12 protein-coding genes and 1 pseudogene are annotated in these 19707 nt (G+C 45.9%); 2 read left to right on the forward strand and 11 right to left on the reverse strand.

Annotated features, from left to right (window positions below; all coding sequences use genetic code 11):
• Positions 1-153: 153 nt before the first annotated feature.
• The 7 genes and pseudogenes from EAE30_RS14785 to EAE30_RS14810 form a co-directional block, all read right to left on the reverse strand.
• Positions 154-1467 (reverse strand): IS4 family transposase, encoded by a 1314-nt coding sequence (locus EAE30_RS14785; RefSeq protein ID WP_123017299.1) that lies wholly within the window; start codon positions 1465-1467, stop codon positions 154-156.
• 199 nt (positions 1468-1666) lie between these two features.
• Positions 1667-1831: a hypothetical protein gene (locus EAE30_RS18790; RefSeq protein ID WP_164711872.1), complete on the reverse strand. Its 165-nt coding sequence runs from the start codon at positions 1829-1831 to the stop codon at positions 1667-1669.
• A 10-nt stretch (positions 1832-1841) separates the two neighbouring features.
• Positions 1842-2702, reverse strand: a complete 861-nt coding sequence (locus EAE30_RS14790; RefSeq protein ID WP_241967670.1) for a zeta toxin family protein — start codon at positions 2700-2702, stop codon at positions 1842-1844.
• Positions 2685-2843: pseudogene (locus EAE30_RS14795) on the reverse strand (transposase); the annotation flags it as partial. The pseudogene EAE30_RS14795 and the gene EAE30_RS14790, both read right to left, overlap by 18 nt.
• A 366-nt stretch (positions 2844-3209) precedes the next feature.
• The gene (locus tag EAE30_RS14800) at positions 3210-6476 is read right to left on the reverse strand and encodes a type I restriction endonuclease subunit R (protein WP_199287057.1); all 3267 of its coding nucleotides are present in this window, start codon (positions 6474-6476) and stop codon (positions 3210-3212) included.
• Positions 6477-6547: 71 nt separating this feature from the next.
• Complete coding sequence (locus EAE30_RS14805; RefSeq protein ID WP_199287058.1) at positions 6548-7915, reverse strand: restriction endonuclease subunit S; 1368 nt, start codon at positions 7913-7915, stop codon at positions 6548-6550.
• Positions 7915-10251, reverse strand: a complete 2337-nt coding sequence (locus EAE30_RS14810) for a type I restriction-modification system subunit M (RefSeq protein ID WP_123016606.1) — start codon at positions 10249-10251, stop codon at positions 7915-7917. The genes EAE30_RS14805 and EAE30_RS14810 overlap by 1 nt, the downstream gene beginning before the upstream one ends.
• 552 nt (positions 10252-10803) lie before the next feature.
• Here EAE30_RS14810 and EAE30_RS14815 point away from each other — a divergent pair.
• The gene (locus EAE30_RS14815; protein ID WP_123016607.1) at positions 10804-11796 is read left to right on the forward strand and encodes an Abi family protein; all 993 of its coding nucleotides are present in this window, start codon (positions 10804-10806) and stop codon (positions 11794-11796) included.
• 55 nt (positions 11797-11851) lie between these two features.
• Here the strand turns inward: EAE30_RS14815 and EAE30_RS14820 are convergent, their stop codons facing one another.
• Entirely contained in the window at positions 11852-12514 is a 663-nt protein-coding gene (locus tag EAE30_RS14820) for a DNA-methyltransferase (protein WP_123016608.1), read from the reverse strand.
• A gap of 837 nt (positions 12515-13351) precedes the next feature.
• Here EAE30_RS14820 and EAE30_RS14830 point away from each other — a divergent pair.
• Positions 13352-14809 carry an RICIN domain-containing protein gene (locus EAE30_RS14830; protein WP_164711873.1) on the forward strand — a complete coding sequence of 486 codons (1458 nt, stop codon included), beginning with the start codon at positions 13352-13354 and terminating at the stop codon, positions 14807-14809.
• A gap of 74 nt (positions 14810-14883) precedes the next feature.
• On the opposite strand, the gene EAE30_RS14835 is transcribed toward EAE30_RS14830, so the two are convergent.
• The 3 genes from EAE30_RS14835 to norR all read right to left on the reverse strand — a co-directional run bounded on the left by EAE30_RS14835 (position 14884) and on the right by norR (position 19384).
• Positions 14884-15945: an FAD-binding oxidoreductase gene (locus EAE30_RS14835; RefSeq protein ID WP_123016611.1), complete on the reverse strand. Its 1062-nt coding sequence runs from the start codon at positions 15943-15945 to the stop codon at positions 14884-14886.
• Between the two features lie 76 nt (positions 15946-16021).
• Positions 16022-17683, reverse strand: a complete 1662-nt coding sequence (hcp, locus tag EAE30_RS14840) for a hydroxylamine reductase (RefSeq protein WP_123016612.1) — start codon at positions 17681-17683, stop codon at positions 16022-16024.
• A 171-nt stretch (positions 17684-17854) separates the two neighbouring features.
• Positions 17855-19384 carry a nitric oxide reductase transcriptional regulator NorR gene (gene norR, locus EAE30_RS14845; protein WP_123016613.1) on the reverse strand — a complete coding sequence of 510 codons (1530 nt, stop codon included), beginning with the start codon at positions 19382-19384 and terminating at the stop codon, positions 17855-17857.
• Positions 19385-19707: the final 323 nt, after the last annotated feature.

Here is a 19707-nt window from a genome sequence, read left to right on the forward strand (position 1 = left end):
AAATTGATGTAACATTTGATGCAACACCAAATTGGTAACATCGTTATAAGTTACTGAATTTATGAAAAGTGAGAAACCATTTCAACTCCCGCCAGCCCACCAAATCATTAAAAAAGCCACCTTCGGGTGTAATGCTTGTAAGTTAAGAGGCATTTAACATCTTTTAGAAGGCCTGGTCGCATAGCGACTGGGCCTTCTTTTTACTGCTCTTGGATAGCTTCGTTCTCTCCTTTCTGGCAGCGTAAAACTCTCAGCCATATCTAAGATGTAATTCATCACCTCCGGGACCCTTCCCGGTGCCACTGACGGCAGTTGCTGTAATTGCCCTATTAAGAACAACGAAGCTTGTTTGAACCCTATCTGGTAAGGCATGACCTTGTTTTGATCGTAAGCCATTTGGCACATCAAGAACCTAAGTAAGTTGTAAGCCAGCAGCATGCCCCATAATTCTTGTTCTACTAGCTCAGGCTTTTTACTTCTTAGGGTTAGGGTGTTTTGCAGCATATATTGCTTCATTTCTCGATAACCAAGTTCGATTTCCCACCGATGGCTATATAGCTCGGCTATGTCTTGCCCTGGGTAACGCAAGGGATCTGTCATTGAGGTTAATAACCGAACTTCCTTCCCCTTTATCGTCTTGGTGATTAATCGAGCCTCGAGTGTTTCTGGTGCATCGTGCCACTTCTTCTTCGCTTGTGGGGATAGCGTTAACTCAACCAGCTCTTGACCACGTCCTAATTGGCGAAGTGTCGTGTATTGCGCCCCTTTACGCATGGGAATTAGCCAATGTCTTTCTGTCCCTGTTGTCTGCCAACGGTGTAAAAGCCCTAGCGCATAAAAACCTCTATCGAAGATAGTCAGGCTATTATCTGGTGATTGCTCTATGAGCTCCGTTGTTAGGTCCACTTCACTTGTTGATGTGGAATCGAACGAAGCGCTATTTAGAAGATGACTAGTCAGTTCCATGTGGCAGACCATGCGCACTTGAGGATATTCGGACGAGCACTTTTGATTCCGAGTCCGACTGAATGTCTCACCGTTTTCTTTCGTATCTGGCGTTCGCCAGACGACGCCGTCGACAGCATGAAGCGTGAGTCCATGCCAGTCTGGATGAGGCGTTTTATCATGCCAAATCTTCTGTGTTTGAGTAAAAACGGATTTCATGACATCGGAGCCCAACCGTTGTCTGGCTTGGATGACGGCACTTGGAGCAACAAATGGCTTCTTACCTGGAAGGAGGATATCCAGTTTCGACACAACTTTCTCCATAGACAAGTGACGATATAAAGACATCCCAACGACACTCCATACCATCATCTCCATAGGCAATCTTCGTCTACGAACTGTGGTAATTCCGGTATCTTCTAAACATTGCGAAATGAGTTCAGGGGAAAGTAGGTCAGATAACCCCGAAAGTTGTTCAGCAGAAAATTTGTGTACTTGGTTAAGTGCTTGTCTTAAAAACATAAAAAAATCCGAGTGCATGAATACACTCGGATTTTGACACGTTAGATGGATCCTTCAACCGATCATTTTAGTCTTAACTGATCGGCATTACACCTTCGGGTGGCTTTTTTATTATCTCGAGCACCATAATACAATTACTTGATGCTATAAAACAAAAAAGCCGCTTAATGCGGCTTTTATCAGACTCTATGCTAGGTTTTTAACGGCAAACGCTTTGATCTGCTTTTGCGATCATGTCTTGCTGTTCTTTAATCGTTTTTCTTACCACTTTATCGAAGAGTTTACGTTTCTCGCTTGATGAAGCATGACGAATAAAATCAGAGAAAGGTGTGGATTTAACCTTTTCACGTTTAGTACCGATCATCCTTTCCTCCTTATGAATGTTTTAATCCGACGATGGTTTCTAGAGATTCGCGATTGTACTTTTTACGTAACAATGCGTCAATATCACTTACATTAAAATGAGGCCTTTCATTCTTACCGTCAATATTTTTTTCAATGAACATAATGTCGATATCAGAGCCAAATATTTGCTTTAATTCACTAACCACTTGTTGTGATTGCATAAACTGAGTCACGAAGACTTCTTCTGGAACTCTTCGCCCTTCCACCCTCTCTCGAGCTTTAACCAAGCGCCATGCTTGTTCTGGCTCCTGATAGACAAAAATAATTTGCACAAACCGCCCACGCCTTAAAGAACGTTCGATATTATCTTTGGCTTTCTCAAAGCTAGACAATGTTGAATCTAGGATAAAGCTGACGTCCTTATGTAACGCACGATCGTGAATCGCCTCTACCAGAAGAGTAGCAGCTCTTTGGAACAATGGTGAATTATCACCATGATAATCGGCGAACTCTTTACGAAGCTCATCATTTTCAATATGAACGAGCGACATGCCACTTTGAGCTTTAAAAATGCTCAACATATTACGTGCTGTTTCGGTTTTTCCTGCTCCCGGAGAACCCGCCATAAAAACTGACACGGCAGACTCTTCCTGTGGCAAATGATCCACCATTTTCTTGGCCAGAGCCTTTTTCATTTTTTTAGCTTCAGTAATTGCCTTAGTGATAATGTCTTGGTCATTCATTGGATGCGTTCCATAACAAATTACGGGATAATTCTCGTCATAACGAAACAATATAGAATCAATAACTCCAATCTTCATACGCCAAGGGTAAACTATTAAGCAAGCGGCGGCGCTCTCTCCAATAACGTTGACGTCTGATGCTTCCATGCCGCATATTTAGATTTCCAGTTGTCATTAAGTGGCATCAGATCTTCCGTATTCTCGGCAGACTTCCTTAATAAGGCGACCACCTTCGACTTCTTTCAAAATTTTCACGATCTGTGTTTCGGTATAGCGTGATTTTTTCATAGCAAGTTCTCCCTGATTCACTCAGTGTATGCTGAAGAACTCTAAAATGGTATGCCGCTATTTTAGGGGGTGATTACAGATAGGATATAATTTTTATACCTAACTAACTTAAAAATGATTACTTTTAAATCATCTAACAACCTTATAAAGAGTCCTAGTTGCAAAATGAATGACGGCAGTAGTGTAAAAGAGCAGGCTAAAAATAGCGCTAGAAAATAGTAAAAAAGCGTGAGTCATTCCATATTTACATCACGATGAGTGGTTTCCTTTGAATTTATTGTCATGATTTGAAGTAAAAAGGAACGACAATCAATGAATTATCGCCCTTTTTCTCTTTATATCTTGAACTTCATATTGAAACTTTTTCTAGGATGACTTTATACCGCTCAACATATCAAAGATAACCCGCGCAAATTGTTTGGTTTTATTTGGGTCAGACAACAATTGCATCATCTGATCTTGATGTGCTTCATTGCTATTTAATATGGCATCATCAATGGCGCGCGGGAAGTCGCCTAACATGGCTTGTTCGCGCGTGTTGTTGGCGATTTGGCTCATAACTGTTGCGTTCTCTGTGAGCTTGTCACGTACCGTAAAAGCATAATTGATCATGTCTTTATCAGTCAGGTTGTCGGTGACAAACACCTCGTTCAAGCGCTCAATAATATGAGACAGGAATTCTTCTTTCTTGTCTTTTGGTTTGGCTGTGCCGACATCGCTGCTTGGGTGCAACTTGTACTCAGGCGTATTTTCCTTTAATTGAATGTCCTGTTGACGGATCTTCGACAAACGGTAATGACTCATTACCACATTGCCCAGATCTAACTCATCGTCTTCAATGACTTTTTCGCGCAGCATTGGGCGCAGGTGACGCGCATACAGGCTCAACTTCTCTAGCTCTTTATCGTCGTAATCCACAATCTGCGACATAAACTCATAGAAGCGCACAAAGCTGCCCAAATCCTTTTTGAAAATCTCTAGGCGGTCTTTCTCCTGCTTGCACTCTTTAAAGGTGTTCTCCGCATTAGCGATTAACACCGCATCGCCTGTTTGCTTGGTGCGCTCAAATACGTTCTTAGCCTGAATGTATGCTTCTACCGCAGAAGTATAACGCTTGCGCCAGCGATCAATCGCAGGCTTACAGATATTACTAATGGCCGCATTAGATTTGTTCTTGGTAAAGAAGGTCTCAACGAATTGCTCAACCTCCGACCATAGGAAAATACCACTGGCACGCAGCTTCTCGGATAGATCGAAAATTTTGTCAGGATCGGTAACATCCTCAAGCTCTGCTACTTGATAATAAGGCTGGAACGCATCAAGAATATCTTGCGGATCGTTGTAGAAATCGAGCACGAAAGTACCGCCTTCGGCTTTACCCGGATAAGTTCGGTTAAGCCGAGAAAGCGTTTGCACACACTCAACACCCGCGAGCTTTTTATCAACATACATGGCGCAGAGTTTAGGTTGGTCAAAGCCCGTCTGAAATTTATTGGCCACCAGCATTACCTGATAGTCGTCTGAGTTAAAGGCTTTACGCATTTCACGCCCTTTAAGGTCAGGGTTCATGTTGAGCTCCGTGAACTTTTGCTCCATAAACGCCGTGCTGTCTGGGTCAGCAGCGTTAAACTCCACTTCACCTGAAAAGGCGACCATGGCGCGAATGCCCGCGTAACCATGTTCAGAGACATACTTATCAAATGCCAGCTTGTAGCGCACCGCTTCTTTACGCGAGCTGGTCACTACCATGGCCTTAGCTTGACCACCTAACAAGCCCATCACGTTCTTTTTAAAATGCTCTATAATCACTTTCACTTTCTGCGAAATATTGTGGTCATGTAGGCGAACCCAATTATTGAGTTTCACCTTGGCTTTGCCTGCATCGACCTCTTTGTCTTCCGCTTCCAGTTTTTGCTTGAGCTGATAGATCACCTTGTAGTTGGTGTAGTTCTTCAGCACATCAAGAATAAAGCCTTCCTCAATCGCCTGACGCATGGAATAGATATGGTAAGCCACGGGTAAATTACGTTTCGACGCTGGCTGCTCGGGATCCGGCCTGCGACCAAATAACTCCAGCGTCTTTGGCTTAGGTGTGGCGGTAAAGGCGTAATAGCTCAAGTTGGCACTGCCGCGACGCGCTGCAACGGTGGCATCAAGAATGTCTTCTGATGACAGCTCCGTATCATCGTCCACTTCATCGGTCATCAACACTTCTTTAAGCTGGCGAGCGGTTGCCCCTGTTTGTGACGAATGCGCTTCATCGGCAATCACCGCATAGCGGCGGGTTTTCAATGATGTTGAGTTCTCAATCGCTTTTAACACATGGGGGAAGGTTTGAATGGTCACGATGATGATCGGCTGCGAGGTTTCCAGTGCCGATGCCAACTTCTCGGATTTCGAGCCATCCCCCTCTTTACGGCTAATGCGCCCTACCACGCCATCAGCATGTTCAAACTGATAGATGGTGTCTTGGAGCTGATCATCCAATACGGTGCGGTCCGTCACCACAATCACCGAATCAAACTGCTTATTACCCTTTTCATCATGTAAGGTCGAGAGTTGATGGGCTGTCCATGCAATCGAGTTGGACTTACCCGAGCCCGCACTGTGCTGGATCAAATATTTATTACCTGTGCCCTCAATAATCGCGGCATTAACCAGCTTGGTGACTACATCCCACTGATGGTAACGCGGGAAGATCAGAGTCTCTTTCTTGGTTTTACGCCCTTCCCAGTCTTCCTTTTCTTCGATTTGAAGATGGATAAAGCGCCCAATAATATTGAGCAGGTTGTCTGGGGTTAATACTTCATTCCACAGGTAATCGGTGGCGTAGCGATTTACTTGTTCTGGAATAGAAAGATCGGGAATGTCATTACCCTTACCGCCATCATGCGTGCCTTTGTTAAACGGCAGGAAGAAGGTATCGGTGCCCGCGAGCTTGGTTGCCATGTACACTTCATACTGGCTGACCGCGAAATGCACTAACGCACCACGTTTAAAGCTCAAAAGCGGCTCTGGCTTTTTGGTGGCAGGATCTTTCGGTAAGCGGGTCAGTTTGTACTGCGCAATGGCATTTTCGACTGCTTGTTTGAACTCGGACTTCAATTCAAGAGTCGCAACAGGCAAACCGTTAACGAACAGCACCAAGTCAATGCGCCAGCGTTTTGCTTGCTTGCCGGTTACTTCAAATTCCGCTTGCGTGGCATACGGGCTATAAACCAGCTCTGGCACAATCCGGCAGATGTTGTGCTGGTAACGCGCCAAGGTTTCTGGGTTGAGGTGATGCTCGGGCTTAAACTGACACAATTCAAAACGGGCATTGCGGATTTTCAAACCATGACGCAACACGCCCAAAGTACCAAAGGTGCGTGACGCACGATCCGTAGCGTTCTCGTCAGCTTTTTTAAGCTGCGTAACCAAGGCATCAAGAAAGTGGCGTTCTGAGTCGGTCGGGAAGACTTTGCAGAACTTCTCCCACTCTTTCGGCTGCGTCTGTTTGATAAAGGTCAGCACATCCGCCTCGAAAAGCGCCGATTCGCGGTTGTAGCCTTCGCCCGTGCCTTGCACCCAGCCATTCGCCACCATCTGGCAGATGATGTCATCCTGAAATACCCGTTCTTGTGTTGTGTCCATATTCAATTCTTCTAATTCTTGTTAGCCAACCAAACTGAAAAAGCCACTACCTTTAGGAAGCGGCGCATAGCTTAGGCAGTTTGTTCCAACGCTTGCTCTTGAGATGTTGGCGCTTGCCAGTTACGCACGTCAATCTTGCCTGTGACTACTGCGGAAATCAGTGCGGTGCGACGTTCTTGCATTAAATGAATAGAATCAACTGCACGTTCAATTAACTTGTCATGCTTAACATTCTGATGTTCTATATATTTAATTATTTGTTCAATTTCATTCCTAGGAGGCAAACCAATTTTTATACCACCGACAGTATCAGTATTGAGATTTAATTGAGTCCCCATCTTTCCCAAGCCTAAATAAGCTTGACCAGCATCGAAAATATAGTATAGGAACTTATTATTGATATCCAAGGTTGGAAAATATACAAATCCATCATGTATACACGCCTTTGAGACTGTTATACAAGGCTTACCTACTGTCCCTGCAATACTTAAAAATAACTCATTAGCTTCCAATCGCACACTTAACGAAGCTCCTAAAGATGAAAGGCGTTGTGTTGTAGTAGTAAGATACATTCCTGCACTTGAAACATCTGCAATTCGAGTCCAAGCATATTCCCCATTATCATCGAAATACTTTGGATCATCTATTGGTCTAGGACTTGCCCCTCGTTTTACCTGAGATAAGTGTTTAATAAACATAACATCCCAATGCTCCGGCACTTCTCCCAACCACTCCACACCTGAATCTTTCATGGGGGCTTGCGGGTTCAAGCCTTTGGTCACCGCATGGCTGATCACTGCTTGGCGCTTTTCTTTCAGCAGCTTAATCAGTTGCTGCTGCTTCTCGATCAAGGTGTCGATTTTGGCGGTTTCGTGATCGAGGAAATTGGCAATTTGGGTTTGTTCGTCAATTATCGGCGCAGAAATTTTTAAAGACGCAACTTTTTCTTGGTTAATATTTGGCTGTCCACCGCCGGAAGATAAGTTGATAATGTCCTGTCGAAATGCCCATAACCAATAGAAAAGATACTTGTTGTCAATCACATCTGACGCGGTCATAACGCAACATGCCTGATTTGTGGTGGCGTCTACCCCAAATATGCCAAGCCTACCAATAGTGGCTCCATACATTGCCATAGCGACAGAACCCGCAGGGTAAATTCTTAGAGCAGAAAATGTATCAATTGTTTTTTTGGATACATTTTTCTTGGTTCCGTTGATTACTGTTTCTCGCAACTCTCCAGTAGTCACCCATGGAATATCACCACCAAACCATTCATCTGATGTAGTTGGAGGGGTAGTTCCTGAGCCTATTTCACGATAAGCATGAGATAGTTTCCACATTTCCCATTTAACCGGAATGTCACCCACCCATTCGACTCCAGAATCCTTATACTCTGGATAAGCCTGATATTTTTTTGTTTCGCTCAAGGCTGTCATTACGAATGCACCTCATGCAGTAGCTTCATAATGTCTTTACTTACATCGTCCAAATCGGCATCAATTTCAGCCAAATCACGCGGCGGTTGGTAGACATAGAAATGGCGGTTAAATGGGATTTCATAACCCACTACGCCAATCTCATTGTCTTTGTCATCACGCTTATCTGCGTTGATCCACGCATCGGCAACGTGAGGCTGCACTTCGCGTTTGAAGTAACTTTCAATCAGGGTTGATGTAGTCACGCTTGGGTCAAGTGGTACGTTCTCGTTATCACGCAGGTCGCCATCTTGTTGGAACTCAACCACCTTACCTTTATAGTCAAAAGCACCGTATAGCGGTTGAGCGTCTTCTTTCAGCACTTTCTTGATCACAGGTTCAGCGTCTTGGTTCTTCCACGTTACCGCATCAATCAATTGTTTCTTCTGCTTGGCATCGAACTTGATGCCAGTCGCCTTGAACGCACCTTTGAGGGTCAGCTCAAACTGGTTGAAGTCGTCAGACTGTTGCGCTTTTCCGCCAAGGTTGTCGCCAACGGCAATTTGCAGGGCTTTCGCTGCATCCATCAGAGCTTTTTGATTGAGCCACAGTTTGCTGTCCAGCACATCTTTGATTTGCTTTTCTTTTAGCTCGGGGAAGTCCGCTTTAATCATGATGCGCACTTCTTTTTCTACGTCCGTGAGTGAGCCATATTGTTGTAAACCGGAGTCGTATTCCGTCCATTTTGTGCCAAACTGCTCAAAGATAGCCTGCATCACGGCGTTAAATGGTTTAGGGGCAAAGCGCAGTGACTCCACCGCTGCATCGGTGATTTGTGCAGACAGGCGCAGCGGGCGCTCGATAGTCAGGCGGCGGTAGCCAAATGCGTGCGTATCAAAAATTTTGCTGGCGAAGTGTTTTTGAGTGTTCGTCACGCCATCTTGAGTCAAGGTATCGATTTCTTCAAAGTCACCAAAGTTCTTCGTGATGGTGCGAATTTCTTCATCGGTTAAATAGTGACGTTTCGAGCCTAACGACTTGCGCATTTTCGTGCTTAAATTAGCGCCGTTAATCAGTTGTACTTTACCTTTGCGCTCTAGGGCTTTCTTGTTAGTCAGTACCCACACATAAGTCGCAATACCGGTGTTGTAGAACATATCGGTCGGCAGCGCGACAATCGCTTCAAGTAGATCCGCTTCTAGAATGTAGCGGCGTATTTCACTCTCACCGCTGCCCGCCCCACCCGTGAACAGCGGCGAGCCATTGAGGATAATACCAATACGACCGCCATCAGACACACTGCCATCGCCGTTGTGGGTATCGCGCATTTTGCTGATAAGGTGCATCAAAAACAGCAGCGAGCCATCAGAGACTCGCGGCAAGCCTGCACCAAAGCGCCCATCAAAGCCCTTGAGTTGGTGCTCATCTTTGATGTTACTTTCAATTTTTTTCCAATCTACCCCAAACGGTGGGTTGGATAACATATAATCAAATTTATCGGCAGGCAGTTGATCATTGGATAAGGTATTACCGAGTTTGATACGGTCAACGTCTTGCCCTTTGATCAGCATATCGGCTTTACAAATCGCGTAAGACTCAGGGTTTAACTCTTGACCAAACGCGCGCATCACCGCTTTAGGGTTCATCTCCGCCACGTACTCCATGCCTGAAGACAAGAAACCGCCCGTCCCCGCGGTTGGGTCGTAAATAGTACGAATAATCCCATCTTGGCTGAGCGCCTCATCGTCGGCCATAAACACCAAAGACGTGGTTAAACGCACGATATCACGCGGGGTAAAATGTTCACCAGCGGTTTCATTGGAGCTTTCTGCAAAGCGGCGGATCAACTCTTCAAATACCAACCCCATTTCATAGTTAGAAATCTTGCTTGGGCTCAGGTCGGTGGTGGCGAACTTCTTCACCACTTTGTAAAGCAAGTTGGCATCGGCCAGCAAACCGACAAATTCATCAAATTTAAAATGCTCAAAGATTTCACGCGCATCTTTGGAGAATGACTGCACGTACTTGGCAAGGTTGGCCTTGATGTTGCTTTGCCCCATCTTGCCAAGGTTCATTGGCGAAGTGTTGAAGAATGACAAGCCATCAGGTTGCGCTGGTGATTGCGTTGCACGCAGCAAAAACTTTTCCTGCGCCTCTTCTGGTAATTTCATCGCTTTGATGCGTTCATGTTCAGTAACCACCGCATCTTTGCTTGGCTCCAGCACACACTCCAGACGACGAAGCAGGGTAAACGGCAAGATCACACGGCCATATTGAGATTGTTTGAAGTCACCGCGAAGCAGGTCAGCTACCGACCAGATGAAGGCAGCGGTTTGGGAAAAGTTGTTGTTAGTCATATTAAAATTTATAGTCAACCAGTCGGAAATTAGGCTGATTATACCTTACATCTTAAGTAGTCGCAGCGACACATCACGAAAAAGGTGCCTTGCCGATGTTTTATTGAGTGGCGTACTGATATCGTGTTTTAAATCTTTGAGTTCATACCAACGCGCCCTTTCTGATAGATAGAAGGTTTATCGTAGTCATCTTCATCATGCGAAAGGGGGACATCTGCTCTAGAGTGATTATTATGGGTGTCTTGTTAGATCGTGACTTAGAGACGGAATTTATCTATTTGGATACGATTTTCGTCACAAATTAAGAATTGCCAAATACACTACATATAGTAATTAAAAGATTATAGAACATATATATTGTATTTTTAGGCCGAAATATTACCTTTACGGGATATTAATACAACCTGTTTTATATTGACTCTGCACCTCAGATAGACAATACTTCGTCGCAATAGTGCCCAGTCCCCTGTTTATGAAGTTATCTTTCAAGATCACTTTGGAATCAAGGCTGGGCGTTCTCGTTTTTACAGCAAGGAAAATCAAGGACACAGGATGCCACTCACCCCGCCTAAGCCGTTTAAACACTATGAGGAGCTCATCGATATTCTTATCGAAAGAGGTATGGTAATAGGCAATCGTGAAAGAGCGATAAGAAAACTCGCACAAGTGGGATATTACCGACTTAGTGGTTTTTGGTATCCAGCACGAGTTATTGAACGTGACGAGTCACACCAAGCTATCCTGTGTGAATACTTAAAACGACCAAAGCGACTCAACCAGTTTCAACCAAGCACCGAATTTGACCAAGTGTTTAACCTTTACGTCTTTGATAAGAGACTCCGCTTAACAATGCTTGATGGGCTTGAACGCATAGAGATATTTGTCCGTTCAGTCATCGCACATGAATTAGGCCGAGGTAAAAAGAAGCAGTCAGGTACGGGGGCAGATATTCCTGAACCGTTAGCATGGAAAGATTCCGATTATATCAATGGCAAGTTCCTCAAGAAACGAGGACACAGACCAAGCTTTTGGGAAGAATGGCAAAACAAGCACAGCAAACTCATTGAAAGAAGCCAAGAAGACTGTATTGTTTGGCACAGAAAAAATGAGAAAGAAATGCCTTTTTGGGTTGTTATCGAAGCTTGGGATTTTGGAACGATGTCGAAGTATTACGGCATGCTCAAAGATCAGTATCGTCAGCGTATCTGTTCACGATTAGGGATCGAAAATAAAACTGAAACCGATGTATTACAAGCCTGGCTTATGGAAATGAACATTTTACGTAATCGATGCGCTCACCATACTCGGATCTGGAATCAACAATCCTCTAGGATCTTAAAATTAACATCTCACGACGCTTTCGAAGACATCAAGCAAAATAGGAATACACGATCCCGCCTATACGGCGTGATCCGTATCATGTGGTTTTTAATTGAACAAATAGGCCCAAGTTCTTGCTGGTTGGATGACGTCAATAGCCTTATAGAACAATTCCCTCAAGTGCCAGGGTGCCCTCTATCCTCGCTTGGAAAGCCTGCAGAATAGCAAATTTAGCATTGCTTCTCGGCGACCTTCAGGTGATCGTTAACTATATTAGCCTTTAGGTTCCAAAATCCGAACGCTGACAAATATGCTCGTGGGCAGAAGAAGAAATATCATTCCCTTTAAACTGACGTTGTAAGTTCTTAGCTGCAACCAAGGTCGAACCAGAGCCAAAAAACGGGTCAACCACTAGCTCGCCTTCTCTACTACTTTGAGCGACCAAAACTTCTAAGAGACTAACAGGTTTTTCAGTTGGATATCCTCTATAGACCCGTTTATGACTCAGTATGTCAGGTATGCTCAAATCATTGAGCTTCCTCTTACCCTTTTCAAAAAATAAGATATATTCATGTCGAGCACGGTAATGGTAGCCCATACCAATGCTCACTTTGTCCCATACAATAGGTTTCCAGAATTTGAAGCCGATTGTCTCCGCTATCGGCTTAATGACAAACATCGTTTCTTGATCACAGAACAGGTAAAAATGGGCGTGTTTTTTAAGCACTCGATAAATTTCACCAAGTAACGCTTCAAATCTATCGTTAGGGAAAATCTCAAACCATTGATTACTGGACGCTTTACTAACCTTAAGCCGCGTCGTCGTACCAATTTTTCGGTGTTTTTCTAACGATTCATAAGGCGGGTCGGTTATCAATAAATCCACACTCTCTGGATCGAGCGTTGACAACCATTTAACAGCATCATCTTGAAATAAGTTCATAGAGCTCTATTCGACGAGATTACTGCATACTTTCCCATGCATATAGGATTGAGATTGCACTCCTTTATCCAGGCGGCGACAAGCTATACAGTAACTCTGATATCCTTCAGGGTTTCGAGCGGATACTCTAGCAGAAGTTTTGCCAAAGGACGATGGATATGGGTGAAAAACGTGCTCCTTTCCATTGGCATCGGAACAATGAGGGCAAGACTTAAATTTTTGGCCTGTATGGGAATCAATCTTATGTATCATCCCGACGTTCAAAGACTGATGACAACAACTACAATTCACGCGACGCTCCTTTCTAATATCACGGATAAAATTATGATACCCACTGCTTATAAGGCAAACAGTGAGGAAAGCAACAAAGTTCGTTATAACTTGTCAAACTTGGACTTGCCCTGACCATTATCCGTTTTTAATCGGTGACTGTCCGTTTCGGTTTAAGCTAAATTATTCTCAGTTCAAACCGCTCTCCCATTATCAATCCCCCATACTCAAATAGATGCCAGTATTGGTTTATTACAATGAATCATGAAAAGCATAATCAAAATGTGTAAATACGATGCTCTGAATCAGCAGGCATACGATCTGCCTGATTAGGACAATATTCAACTTGCCTTCCCCACATCACTCCCCAAAATAACCTTCGCCACGTCTTGTGTAACTAGAAATTTTAGGTAGGCGCTGCGCTGATTGCGGCCCCGCATACACAGGTAACCATTCTAAAATTAAACGCTTGCTTCAAAAAATAATCATCCACGCTCAGAGGTTATAAAAATTCATTATGATTTAGTATGCATAACGCTTCACACCAACGCATAAGGAATGCAATATATGGAAAAAATAACCCAATTCTTACGACAATTGGCACTGCTTGCCTGTTTGAGTTTATACGCTCAAGCAACATGGGCGGATGCGGAAATTACGAAAAGTGGCAATACGTGGCAGGCTGCGGTGGATGGTCGCGTTGTTTACCGCGGCGCACGTATGTTTGATGCGGTGAATGCCGCCGCCAACACGTTAACAAGTGGCACTATCCACATTCGCAACTCCGGCGTGAGTGGCAGTGATGGGGGTAACGTCTACGGCATGCGGCCACAACCGGGGCAAACGCTTGATTTTCATGGTCATACTGTCACGGCGAATGGCGGCGATCTTGTCGTGCCCGTCTATTGTGATCGCCGCGATAATATTACCGTTCGTAATTTACATGTCGAAGGCGCCCCTCGTTATGGCGTGTGGTTTCGGGGGTGTTCGAATGTCACCTTGGAAAACATCACCATGGCTTTAAATGGGCAAAATCCAGTGGGCCTTGGGATCCGAGTCGACTCCTCAACACGCAATGCCCACAATTTAACGATTTCAGGCAACATCAATATTACCGGGGCGACAGGACATGGCATTGAAACCTATGGCATTGATGGCATCAACATCGGCGATGTGACCGTGACCAATAACGGTGGATGTGGATTGATTCTTAATGACTCGCGCAATGCCGAAATTGGCAACGTGTGGGGCGAGCGCAATAACATTGATGGTGGCTATGCAACGTTCCGTGTCGCCAATGATAATGGCCCCAATATCCATGTGAAAAGCGTCTATTCTCGCCAATCTGGGCGAGGCTTCTTTAGCGTGTCACGCAGTCATGGCACAACGATTGACTATGTCGATATTGATCAAGCCACCGAACAAGGCATTTTTTTAGAAGATGCGACCAACACACATGTGTTAGCAGGCACGGTCACCAACAGCATCAATCGTCCTAACTGCCAGCTAGTGCGTACCACGGATTCCAGTATTCATGTGAACGGGTGCAACGCTATCGGTCGGCAACCCAGCTATGGAAACAACAGTGTGATTTCGGGTACTTATCGCCTCACGCCTGCTCACAGTAATATGGCAGTAGATGTCAACAACTGCGACACGGCAAATGGCACGAATCTCTCGCAATGGGCATGGCTAGATAATAACTGCCAACACTTTACCATATCGCCAGTTAGCGGTATGTGGCACCGCATTTCGCCGGTTGTCAGCCCAGCAAGCGCCATTGATATTGAGGGGATGAGCAATAACGATGGCGCGAATGCGATGCTTTGGGATTACTGGGGCGGTACTGGGCAATTATTTCGTTTTAAAAGCGCAGGCACCGGATTATGGCGCATCATTAATTTACACAGTGATAAATGCTTGACCGTTGCCGATAATTCGGCTCAAAATGGCGCCAATTTAATGCAAAGTCGCTGCGTCGCCAATCGTGATAACCAGCTGTTTCGCTTAGATAATATTCAATAACTCAGCCTCCAACGGTAAGCAGAGATACCGTGGCGGCTTAGGTTAATCTTAAGCCGTCGCTTGTTGTCTGCCCCCTACCCGATCTCCACGTCTACATCCGTGTTAATGCTTGCCGAGCATGCCAATACATAGCCCTTGGCAATCTCTTCATCCGTTAAGGTATCTTGGCTTGTTGTGACTACTTCACCGCGCGTCACGCGGCATTTACAAGAGCCGCAAATCCCACTGCGGCACGCGGTGACTAATGGTAAGCCGGCCTCTTCGAGTACATCAGCGAGCAGTTGGCCGGGTTGCGCATGGATGGTTTGCGCATACTTAGGCACCGCAACCTGCACGTTTGGTAAGGCGCGCTCTGCCTTAGCGTGACTGTGACGGGTCGGGGTAAAACTTTCTTGATAGACGTTAGCCATATCGCAGCCCAGCGCGTGCAAGTAGGTAACGGTATCTTGCATATATTGGCTGGGCCCGCACAAATACACCGTGCGTTGGCGTACATCGGGCACTAATCTCTTTAGTAAAGACTCGCTCAAACGCCCTTGGGTATGCGCGGTGCCATCGCGATTTTTCAGGACCAATTGCAGATGAAAATGATCGTAAACCGCATCCAGCGTTTCTAACTGATCATAATAAATGGTCGCTTCTGGGCTGCGTGCACTGTGCACAAACACAATATCGGCAGGCCACTCATCGGGCGTGGTTTGGTTTAACCAGTGCTGCGCCATGGCAAAGACCGGGGTGATCCCGCAGCCAGCACTGAGCAACAACACCTGTGCTTGCCCTTGATGAGACTGTGGTGGGTTGTCAATGCAGTTGAAGTTTCCGGTCGGCGGCAGCACCTGCACTGTATCGTCAACTTGCAGAGTATCGAGCAGATAATTCGAGACTGTTCCGCCACGCACGCGTTTGATCGTCAGTTGTAGGTAAGTCTCATGGGATGGCGAACTGATGGAATAAGCGCGATATACCATGTGACCGTCAATAGGCACGCCCACGTTCACAAACTGGCCGGGTTTAAATTGAAATTGGCGGGGCTCGCGGCAATCGGCCAATCTAATGCTCACGCTATCATCGGTTTCAAAGTATTTATCAATGCAGCGCAGCGTCTGTGGTTGCTGGCCGTGCCATTCAAAAAACATACGCTCTCCTTGTTAAGCTTTCATACAATCTCTCGGCGGCGGTGCCCTCCAGAAGAAGGCACCGCTTAGCATGGGCTTAGGCTGCCAGAATGGTGTTGAGATCGTCGTGCACATTACCAATGCTGCGCATAGCAAATTTTTCTTGCAGAATGGCAAGCAAGTTGGGGGTTAAAAAGGCGGGCGCAGTCGGGCCGGTGTAAATGCCTTTCACGCCTAAGGCAAACAGCGTTAACAAAATCACGATGGCTTTTTGTTCGAACCAAGACAGCACCAAGGTCAGCGGCAGGTCGTTAATATCACAATCAAACTCTTTGGCTAACGCGAGCGCAAGTTGAATGGCCGAATAGGCATCATTGCACTGCCCCACATCCAAAAGACGCGGAATGCCATTAATCTCCCCAAAATTATTTTTATTAAACCGATATTTGCCACACGCCAAGGTGAGAATCAGCGTATCCTCTGGCGCTTGCGCGGTAAAATCGGTGTAGTAACTGCGCTCAGATTTATCGCCATCACACCCACCGACGAGGAAAAAGTGGCGGATATTGCCTTGTTTCACTTGTTCGATCACCGCCGGCGCCGCATTCATTAGCGCATTGCGCCCAAAGCCGACCGTAATATGCTGTTCTATTTCATCGTATGGAAAACCGGCTTGTTGCTGGGCACAGGCAATCACCGCACTAAAATCATCGCCTTCGATATGTTGCACGCCCGGCCACCCCACAATGCTGCGCGTAAACAAGCGATCCGCATATTGGCCAACATTGGGATTGAGCAAGCAATTTGAGGTCATCACAATCGCGCCCGGAAAGTTGGCAAACTCTTGTTGTTGGTTTTGCCACGCGCTGCCATAGTTACCCACAAGGTGTGAGTAGCGTTTAAGCTCTGGGTAGCCGTGCGCCGGGAGCATTTCCCCATTGGTATACACGTTAATGCCAGTGCCCTGCGTTTGTTGCAAAATTTTCTCGAGATCATGCAAATCATGCCCAGAGACCAAAATACACTGGCCTTTAACCGGCTTCACATTCACCGAGGTCGGCTCAGGATCACCAAAGGTGGCGGTTTCGCCGCAATCGAGCATGGCCATCACGGTATAGTTCATCAACCCGATTTGCATGGCGCAGTCCAATAGCGCATTGAGGTCATCTGGATTGGTGCCAAGCCAGGCCATAATCTCATGATATTGCGTATAAATGTCGCGATTGGTCTGCCCTAGCACGCGTGCATGCTCCATATACGCCGCCGCACCTTTTAAGCCATACAGGCAAAGTAAACGCAGGCCGATTACATCTTCATGCACAGATTCTTTACCGCGATTAACCGCCACTTGCGGCGCCAAGGCGAGGATCTCTGCCGCGCTGTGCGGTAACTCAAAATGCGCGACATCAGGCAGCGAGTCTAACGGGGTGTTAGTCAGGGTTGCGGCGCTCATTACCTGATTTTTTAACCGCTGTTTATAGGCCGCGGCTTGCGAGGCCAGTTCAAGGATACGCTCTGGGTCAAAGTTCACATTGGTTAATGTGGCAAAAAAGGCTTTGGGCGCCCATTGGTCGATTGGCTCATCCACGATCTCAAAACGACGGGCTTGGTGTGCCCAAAATGATACGCCTTGGAGCGTATACACCAATACATCTTGTAAATCAGACACTTCAGCTGTTTTACCACACATACCTTGTGCAAAAGAGCACCCTTTAACTTTTGGGGTTTGAATCGTTTGTTCACATTGAATACAGAACATATTGGCTTCTCCAGTGATTGTGTTCATCGTATGATGTTAATCACTCAAAGCAGAATGCATGCCAATAATTAAACAACTGAATAATAAGGATTTTATTGAAAACCCACTGTGAGTTGGATGTCTTAATCACATCACGACCGATGTGATTAAGACATCAGTGGTAGGGTGGTATTACTTAGTGAGCCCCAGCTTTTTCCCCATGCGGTACAAATTGCCCCGATCCATTTGCAAAAATAGCGCCGCTTTGGCCCAAACGCCGCCGGTTTTAGTGAGCGCATGTTCTATTAACTCGCGTTGATAGCTCTCCACCAGCTCACGCAGCGCTTGGCTTTCGTCTGGCAAATAACGTGATGTCTTTTTCACATCATCGGTCACAAGCGATGCATCAAAATGACTTAACATAATGGTATGTTCCCCCTGGCGAATGGCGCGTAACGCGGCTCGGGTTAAGGTATGCTCAAGCTCGCGAACATTCCCATACCAAGGTAAACATTCAATTTGATGTAATACCTTAGGATGCACATGTAGATTGGGCGCATTAAATTGCTGGCGTACTTTTTCTAATAAATAGCCGGTTAATACGGGAATGTCGCCCTTACGTTCGCGTAGCGGCGGCACTTGAATGGGGAACACGTTTAAGCGATGGAACAGATCCACGCGAAATCGCCCTGCTGCCACTTCATGTTCTAACTGACGGTTGGTGGCCGCAATAATGCGCACATTGACAAGTAAATGCTGATCGCTTCCCACCCGTTGCAGCTCGCCTTGCTGGATCACACGCAGCAATTTGGCTTGTAACATGAGTGGCAGTTCGCCAACTTCATCAAGAAAAATCGTGCCGCCATCGGCCAGTTCAAATTTGCCCGCTCGTGAGCTGTTCGCCCCGGTAAATGCGCCTTTAACATGCCCAAATAATTCACTTTCGGCAAGGCCCTCTGGTAGCGCGGCACAGTTGACATAAATCATCGGCTTATCACAGCGGTGAGATTGCGCATGCACGGCGTGAGTGACCAATTCTTTGCCGGTGCCGGTTTCGCCAGTGATTAATACCGAAAAATCAGACTGAGCAACCGTGGCAATATTATTACGCAGTTGCTGCATTTCGGGGCTGACGCCGACCATGTCACCATGCTGAGAACGGGCTTGCTGGATCAGTGTTTGAGTCACGCTTTGTTGTTGCTGATTTTGCGCTTTGAGCGCTTTTAATTGAGAAATATTGCGTAGCATGGCGGCGGTGAGCGCCGCGAAGGTTTCAATCTCCATGGGATCAATCTTATCAAACGCGCCCACCGCTAACGCATCGATGGTTAATGCGCCGACTAGTTGCTCTTCCACATACAAACTCACGCCCATACAATCATGCACATCAATGCAATGCTCTGTATTTAACAGCGCGCCATCAAACGGATCGGGTAAGGGACAATCGGCGGCAAAGCGGACCGGTTTGCGACTCGCCATGATGGCCTCAAGCCGTGGATGATTTTTCGGAAAATAGCGCCGCCCTAACACCGAAGTGGATAAGCCTTTCAGCGCCACAGGCGTAAGAAACCCCGCTTCATCAAAAATAAACAAGCAACTGGCATCACAAGGAAATACCTCGGCGACGCCATCAATAAGATACTGATATTGCTCATCATGAGAACGATTCGAACTTAAATTTAACGCAATATTGAGCAAGATTGGATTAACGCATGTGGTCATACCTGCTTCCTTACCAAGGCCCTAGATGGGCTCATGCTAACAATTTGATGTCTTATGCACATCGAAAGTTTCCGAGAATGAACCGTTTTATTGATAACGATCAACGCTGCTACCATTTGGTCAGGAACAAAGGCTCGCACGGTGATGTTGAGGTTGGTGACGCTCAATCATCACGATGACATCGCGGCGTCATTTTTTGGCAGTCGCCGTAACGCATCACAAACGGCAACCGTTACTGCTTGGTTAAACGATAATAAAGTAAAAATAGAAAAAACTCGTGTAATTCACTCGCAAAATGTGGGGAAATTCACGACGCCATTACC

The organism is Vibrio zhugei, assembly GCF_003716875.1.
GTDB lineage: Bacteria > Pseudomonadota > Gammaproteobacteria > Enterobacterales > Vibrionaceae > Vibrio > Vibrio zhugei.